Here is a 7788-nt window from a genome sequence, read left to right as displayed (position 1 = left end):
GCGGGGGGGGGCCGGCTACATCGCCGATGGCATAAAGCCCAAATACGTTAGTGCGACAAGCCGCATCCGTCTTGATAAAACCGCGGTCTAACTCGACGCCCAGTGCTTCCAGCCCCAGATCTTCAATATTCGGCTGTACGCCAACCGCCAGCAGCACACGTTCGACTTCCAGGAAAGATTCGGCGCTCGTATTTTTCATTGTACAGCGCACCCCGGTATCGGTGAGCTGTACTTGCGTCACCTGGGTCTGGGTATGGACCTGAATCCCGCGCTTTTCGAATGACTTACGCACCGCCGCTGACACTTCGGCATCTTCCACGGGCAAAATCTGCGACGCTAGCTCGACCAGCGTCACTTTACAGCCCAGATCGTTATAAAGGCTGGCGAACTCGACGCCAATCGCGCCTGAACCGATGATTAATAGCGACTTGGGCAATCGCTTAGGCTGTAGTGCCTCGTAATAGGTCCAGATATGTTCGCCATCTGGCGCTATGCCTGGTAATGCGCGTGGTCGGGCGCCCGTGGCCAGGATCACGTGATCGGCCCGGTAATCGTGCGCTTCCCCCCGGGCATCCGCTACCGTTATTTGTCCCTTACCGCGCAGCCGCGCGGTGCCATCAATCACCCTCACGCCATTTTTCTTCAACAGGTACTCAACGCCACCCGTGAGCTGTTGCGAAACGGCACGGCTAAACTGCACCAGTTTCTGCAGATCGACATTCACCTCACCCACGCTGATGCCCAGCTGACTGGCATGGGTGATACTGTGCGCGACCTCAGCGCCATGCAACAGCGCCTTGGTTGGAATGCATCCCCAGTTCAGGCAGATGCCGCCCAGATGTTGTTTTTCCACTAAGGCGGTACGAAGTCCTAGCTGGCCGGCACGGATGGCGGCCACATACCCCCCAGGACCCCCGCCTATGATCAGCACATCGTAATTATCGTGCATAGCTCGTCTCCTGGATAAACATCAGGGTAGGGGTTTCAGTCAGTCGCTTGAGTTCCCGGAGAAAAGCCGCACCTGCCGCGCCATCGATGACCCGGTGATCGCAGGATAGCGATACCGTCATTTGCTGGCGCGCGACGATTTGCCCGTCGCGTACTACCGCCCGGACCTCGCCGGCGCCAATGGCGAGGATTGCGCTTTGCGGTGGATTGATGATGGCGTCAAACTGCCGGACGCCGAGCATCCCCAGATTTGACAGGCTAAAGGTCCCGCCCTGGAACTCTTCCGGCTTCAGCGTGCCCGCTTTGGCTCTGGTCACCAGCGAGTGAATTTCGTTCGATATGTCGCTGATCGATTTCCGGTTCGCCGAGCGAACAATAGGGGTCATTAGCCCGGCAGGCAGCGCAACGGCCACCGAAATGTCGGCATCCGTAAAGCGGCGGATACTTTGTGCCGCTTCATCAAACTGGATGTTGACGTCTGGCACGGCCACCAGCGCCAGGGCACAGGCCTTCACCAGCAGGTCGTTAACCGAAATCTTGACACCGGGTACTTCGCGGTTAATTTCCTGACGAAACGCTAACAGTCGTTCCAGATCGAGATCGACACTCAAACGGAAATGGGGAGACTGTTGCTTGGAGGTTTGCAGGCGAGAAGCGATAGCCCGCCGCATACCGGACATGGGGATGCTCTCAAAGGGTGCCGGGGCACTCTCCTGCACAGGGCTGGTCTGCGGGGGCCCGTCGAGCAACAACGACGCAGCCAGCACATCATCGCGACTCACCCGACCGCGTGAACCGCTGCTTCGGCAGTCATGCAAGTTGATACCCAGTTTGCCGGCCAGACGGCGCGCCAGCGGGGGGGCCGATACCTGGCTATCATCGGCATGCGAGCGGGGCGCTTTGCTGGGACGAACGGGGGGCGTCGGAGAGGCCAGGCGACCGCCGGCGGCAACGATCGCGCTTTCCAGATCAGAAACAGAGATACGTTCCCCGCGCCCGCTGCCGCGGACCTTTTTCAGGTCGACACCCCAGCGGGCAGACAGTCGTAACGCATGGGGCGTGGCATTAACCTGAGTCACATCGGTCACGCCTTGCAGACTGACGGGGATGACGGTCTGCCCAACAGGGGGCTCCGGACTGTTGGATGGCGGCGAAACAACGGAAGGTGGCTTAGCGCCTGCCTGTGCCGCTACGTCCGGCGCGGCAGCCTCCGGGCCAGGTGCTGCGGGTTTCACTGTCGCCAGACTGGCAGCAAATTCGTCCAGTTCAGCATCGCTGACCGAAGCGTCAGCCGCCAGAGCCAGCACGGCGCCAACCTGAAGCGTCTCACCCTCTCGGGCGATTATCCGGCGTAATGTACCGGCAAAAGGTGCCTCCAGCACATTGACGATTTTACTGGTTTCAATCTCACAGATTTCCTGCCCTCTGGTGAAATCGTCACCCTCCTGGATTGCCCATCGAGCGAGCAAGCCTTCCTCCATGGAAAGCCCCCACTTTGGCATTTCAAGCGTCTTGATTTCGCTCATAGGTTAATCCTCCAGCACTTGACGGACGGCGGCTTCGATACGTTCAACGCCAGGGATCCAGAGTTTTTCGAGAGCAGGGGAGAACGGGACCGGCGTGTGTGGCGGCGTCACCAGCAGAACGGGCGCTTTGAGGAAATGGAATGCCTGGGACGCAATCAGCGCCGCGACATCATGAGCAAAACCGAAGCGTGCAGCGGACTCGTCGACTATCACGACCCGCCCCGTGGAAGCCACCGATTCCAGAATACCTTCCTCATCCAGCGGCGAAATGGTTCGCGGGTCGACCACCTCGACCGAGATCCCCTCTCTGGCCAGTTTGTCCGCCACCTGGTTTGCTTTATGTACCATTGCCGACAACGCAATGATGGTGACGTCCTCTCCTTCGCGCGTGTAGTTGGCTACACCTAGCGGGATGGTATAGATCTCGTCCGGTACCTCGCCCTTGAGGTCGTACAGCATTTTATGCTCGCAGAATACCACCGGGTCGTCGTCGCGAATGGACTGGATTAACAGACCCTTGACGTCATAAGGCGTCGAGGGCACCACCACCTTCAGTCCAGGCGTGGTGGCAAAGATATTATAGGGTGACTGTGAATGCTGGGCTGCGGCAGAAAACCCCGCGCCGATCATCCCTCGCATCACCAGCGGAGCTCTGGCTTTGCCACCAAACATGTAGCGGAACTTAGCCGCCTGGTTATACAGTGCATCGTGGCTCACACCAAAAAAATCCATGAACATCAATTCCGCGACTGGCCGCAGCCCCGTCGCTGCGGCGCCGGCCGCCATACCGATAATGGCCGACTCGGTAATGGGCGTGTCGATCACCCGATCGGAGCCGAACTGCGTCCACAGCCCTTTAGTGACACCCAGCACACCGCCAAAGGCTTCAATCTTCGCCTCTTCGGGCGCATTTCCGCCATGACCGCCACGCAAGTCTTCACCGATGAGTACCACGCGTTCATCGCGCTCCATTTCCTGAGCCAGGGCTTCCTTGACCGCTTCACGATAGGTTTTTATTGTCATGGTTATCACCCTCAGTATGAGACGTACACGTCTGTCAGCAGGTCTTCCGGAGCCGGGTAGGCAGCGGCGCGGGCCTTCAATACGGCATCGTTGACCAGGGCTTCTACTTCCTCGTCAATCGCCGCCAGTTCTTCCTGGGTGATATGTTGCTTGACCTTAGCGGTGAAAATCTTCAGCGGATCATGTTGTTCACGCAGGCGTTGCACTTCACCTTCCGCACGATATAGCGCGGGATCGCCCTCAAAATGACCATGCCAGCGGAAGGCTTTGGCCTCAATGACGCTTGGACCACCGCCTTCTCGCGCACGCTTGACCGCCTCTGAGGTTGCCTCATAAACGGCAAAGAAATCGGTGCCATCGACGGTCACTGCCGGCAGGCCGAAGCCAGCGGCGCGCCGGGCGATATCACGCCCACCCACGGCGTAGTCATGGCCGGTCCCTTCGCCGTAACCGTTATTCTCGAAAATAAAGACGGCTGGAAGCTGGAGCACGACGGCCATATTGATGGCTTCAAAGACCAGGCCCTGATTAGAACCCCCATCGCCCGTAAAAGAGACACCGACGTTGCCGGTTTTTAGCGTCTTTGCCGTTAGCGCGGCGCCGATGGCCAGTGGAGGGGCTCCCCCAACGATAGCGTTCGCCCCCAGCATTCCTTTCGACAGATCGGCAATGTGCATCGACCCGCCCTTACCGCGACATAACCCGCTGTCCTTACCGAATATTTCGGCCATCATGCCGTGAATGTCACAACCTTTAGCAATACAGTGGCCATGTCCACGGTGTGTTGAACCAATGAAATCTGCGCTCGTTAAATTTTCGCAGACCCCCACCGCGATGGCCTCCTCACCGGTATAAAGGTGAATGAAGCCCGGAATATCACCGCTGGTATTTTCCTGATGCAACCGCTCTTCAAAGGTCCTGATCTCCCGCATCTTGCGGTAAGCCTGCAATAACGCCTGTTTGCTGAGCATCGTTTAATTCTCCTCAATATAGGTCACCCAGGCGGGGCCAACAGACAGGGCGAATAACCCTGGCCACACCCATGCAATGAATCTACGAGCGGTTAAAGAGAGTGCGAAGCCACCTTCATGGGGGGGTAGGTGGGGGTTTTCATGCTTGAGGTCAAACTTTCTAAATTTTGTGTAGCCATAAAGTTTGCCTGCCCCATGTCATCCCGGTGGCTGGCGTACAATTGAAAAAAAAACAAAACGAGTAGACACCCCGGATGAAGCCATTGGATTTAGAAGGTCGCCAATCACCCTCACTGGTCTCCGGGCCATTGCGGCTGACGCGAGGCTTGCCGTTAATCCTGACCAAATTCGTCCCGCCTCGCTCCTCGATACAATTGCTGGAGCGCCCCCGGCTTCTTCAGCTTCTTAATCCCGTTCAGCAGTGCCGGCTGGGCGTCGTCTGCGCCGGCGCTGGATTTGGCAAAACCACGCTGTTGGCGCAATGGCATCAGCAGATGGTCGCCCAGGGGGAACGTATCGCCTGGCTGAGCCTCGATGAGGATGATGATGACGTATGGCAGTTTATTCCTTATCTGCTGCAAGCATTGCGTCCACTCTATGCTGACTGGGACGCCGATTTCTGGCGTGACATGGAAGAACAGAAGCTCTCCAGCTCCGAGCAACTGCTGGCCGGGCTCATTAACCAGCTACACTATTGCCCGCATGACGTATACCTGATCATCGACGACTTCCACGTGATTAACGATCGTGGGGTCTATGAAGCCGTGGGGTATTTAATCAAGCATGCGCCTGCCGCCTTGCATCTGATCATTGGCAGCCGTTTCCACCCGAATCTTGCGCTGAGCCAGCTGCAGGCCCAGGACCAACTGGTGGAAATCTATGATCGAGACCTGCAATTCACGCTCGAAGAAACAAAACACTATTTTAGCCGCACGGTTGCGCTACCCCTCAGCAACCACCATGCACAGCGGCTACAGTCCGTGACAGAGGGCTGGATTGCAGGGATGAAGATCGCTTCATTGTCCGCAGAATTACAGCATGATCCCGAGCATCTGTTGCGTAATATGCATGGAGGAACACGATCCATTGCCCGCTATCTGAAAGAGGTGGTACTGGATCCGCTGCCGGAAGAGGTTCTCGATTTCCTGGTGAAAACGTCCTTCCTCAGTCGGTTAAATGCCGAACTATGCAATGCAGTGACTGGACGTGATGATAGTAAAGCGATGCTGGCATGGATTGAGCGACACAACCTTTTTTTGTCAGCCCTTGACGAACAAGGCTACTGGTTTCGCTACCATCCTCTGTTGCAGGAAAATCTTCGGACCATGCTGCAGCAGAACAACGATATTGACCTCAAACAGCTGCATGAATTAGCCAGTCATTGGTTCGTCGAACAGAAGCTGTGGTCTGAGGCGGTACGCCATGCGCTCAGCGCAGGCAAGCCGGTGCATAGCCCCGTGCAGGACGGCGCAAGCGCTCAGTCACTGGCGGAAGAAGGGGATATCGATACTCTGATCTCATGGATGCATCATTTACCGCCCAGCACCGATCCGTCGCGCATTGACCTGCAAATTAACCTGGCCTGGGCACTGGCGCATTATTTCCACTTTGATGAGTCGAGGCAGCTGCTTGATAACCTCGATCAGATGGTACTTCATCATCGTGAGGATTTAACCCGCAGCACCTGGTGTAAATTGCGCGTTGTGCGGGCAATTTGCGAAGCCTTTGCGGAAAACATCCCGGAGAGTCTGGCTATTGTTCAGCCGTTGCTGGCCGAAGTGCCCTGCGGCGACACCTGGGTTGATGGTCTGATATGCAATATTCTCAGCTATTGCCATGTTGTTAACCAGCGCTATCACGATGCGCTGGAGGTTCAACAGCATATGCCCTCTCCGGAAAGTCCTTTAGATAATCTGTTTGTCTCGGTTTATCGCGCTTTTATCATTGCCCAGTGCCATCTTTGTCAGGGCGATCTGGGGAAAGCCGGGTGGTACGCAGAGAAAACGTTGCGCCAGGCTGAATGTTATACCGGTACCCAGTCGACCAGTGGCGCGACGCTGGCGCCGCTGCTGGCGGAGATAGCCTATGAATGTCAGAGTGGCGACTCGCCCGAGCATCTGTTAGCCGACCGGCTCGAATTCATCGACCGATTCAGTCCACCCGATGCGCTGAGTCGTTGCTATACCTATCTCGCGCGTCAGGCCCTGGATGGCAATATGCCGTATGAGGCCGAGCGATTGCTGGAGCATGCGCAGCGTCTTGCCGTGTCTCGCGGCTGGCAACGGCTCCAGGCCATGATGTTAGCCGAGCAGGTGAGGGTGCGGCTGCAGCGCGGCAATGTCACAGGCGCAGAGCAACTGCAGCGACAACTTGAACAAATGGCCGCCAGCTTCAGAATGGATGCCGAACATCCCTGTCAACGCGCTATCGCTCTGTCTGCATCCCTTAGCCACTGTCGCCTTCTTCTCGCCAGAGGCCAGGCGCCGCAAGCCTGTATTCTCCTGGCTGATATGGTCCCTGATCAGGAAAACCGGGGGGACAGGTTAACCGCAGCGCGTCTGCGTACGCTCTGGTCATTGGCCTTGTGGAACAGTGGCAAAACTGCCGCTGCGCGCACGACATTTCAGCCAGTCGTGCAGCTGGCTGAACAACAGCATCTCAAAGGCCTCTTTCTTGAAGCTGGCGATACCTTGCAACCTTTGCTTGCCGGTATGAATGAAACCTCTTCGGCTTGTACTGAGGAAGGGATAGTCCATGAACCCTGGGCCGGCAAGCGCGCGCCTGCAGATGGAACACCGTTTAATAGTGGAAGCCCCGATATTCATGGGGAACTCAGCGAGCGAGAATTTCAGATATTACAACTGATCGCTGAAGGTCAGATGAATAAAGAAATTGCTCGCTCCCTCGCTATTTCTGCCGAGACGGTCAAATGGCACATCAAAAACATCTACGCGAAGCTTAAAGTGAATAGCCGCACTCAAGCGATGAGCCGGGCGCTGGAGATGAAATTACTGGATTAACGGTTTGAAGAGGGAGGGCTGGATATAAAATATTATTAAGACGAGCCACTTTCTTAACGGGGCTATGAGCCACGGATAATCCCGGCGTTTTTGAGCCTATGATCTTCAAAACATATTTCGTGATAACGACGTTCACTGCTCCCTCAAAACAGCCTTACCGTATGAGATTTTCAGTTTTACAGTTGATTCCTTTACTTCAGGCGATAACCCAGATAGCAAGGGATTCGTTCATTACCAGTTTGACCCTCATATTTTCTTATCCCACCACCTGAACTTCCTATGAAATATCGCCCACCAGCT

At 56.2% G+C, this 7788-nt stretch carries 5 protein-coding genes; 1 reads left to right on the top strand and 4 read right to left on the bottom strand.

Features of this window, described 5'->3' with window-relative positions; translation table 11 throughout:
- The 4 genes from HMPREF9538_RS13800 to HMPREF9538_RS13815 form a co-directional block, all read right to left on the bottom strand.
- Positions 1–949 (bottom strand): FAD-dependent oxidoreductase (locus tag HMPREF9538_RS13800; protein ID WP_009485124.1); only part of this gene is annotated, 949 nt, incomplete at its 3' end.
- Entirely contained in the window at positions 939–2474 is a 1536-nt protein-coding gene (locus tag HMPREF9538_RS13805) for a 2-oxo acid dehydrogenase subunit E2 (RefSeq protein ID WP_009485123.1), read from the bottom strand. The genes HMPREF9538_RS13805 and HMPREF9538_RS13800, both read right to left, overlap by 11 nt.
- Before the next feature lie 3 nt (positions 2475–2477).
- Positions 2478–3497: an alpha-ketoacid dehydrogenase subunit beta gene (locus HMPREF9538_RS13810; RefSeq protein ID WP_002889881.1), complete on the bottom strand. Its 1020-nt coding sequence runs from the start codon at positions 3495–3497 to the stop codon at positions 2478–2480.
- 11 nt (positions 3498–3508) lie between these two features.
- Positions 3509–4468 (bottom strand): thiamine pyrophosphate-dependent dehydrogenase E1 component subunit alpha, encoded by a 960-nt coding sequence (locus tag HMPREF9538_RS13815; protein WP_002889884.1) that lies wholly within the window; start codon positions 4466–4468, stop codon positions 3509–3511.
- Between the two features lie 254 nt (positions 4469–4722).
- Between HMPREF9538_RS13815 and HMPREF9538_RS13820 the strand changes: the two genes are divergently transcribed.
- Positions 4723–7488, top strand: coding sequence for a LuxR C-terminal-related transcriptional regulator (locus HMPREF9538_RS13820; protein WP_032419763.1), 2766 nt, complete (start codon positions 4723–4725; stop codon positions 7486–7488).
- Positions 7489–7788 lie beyond the last annotated feature (300 nt).

Source organism: Klebsiella sp. MS 92-3, from assembly GCF_000195655.1.
GTDB lineage: Bacteria > Pseudomonadota > Gammaproteobacteria > Enterobacterales > Enterobacteriaceae > Klebsiella > Klebsiella pneumoniae.
Note: the sequence above shows the minus strand (reverse complement) of the source record. Positions and strands in the feature narration are given on the sequence as shown.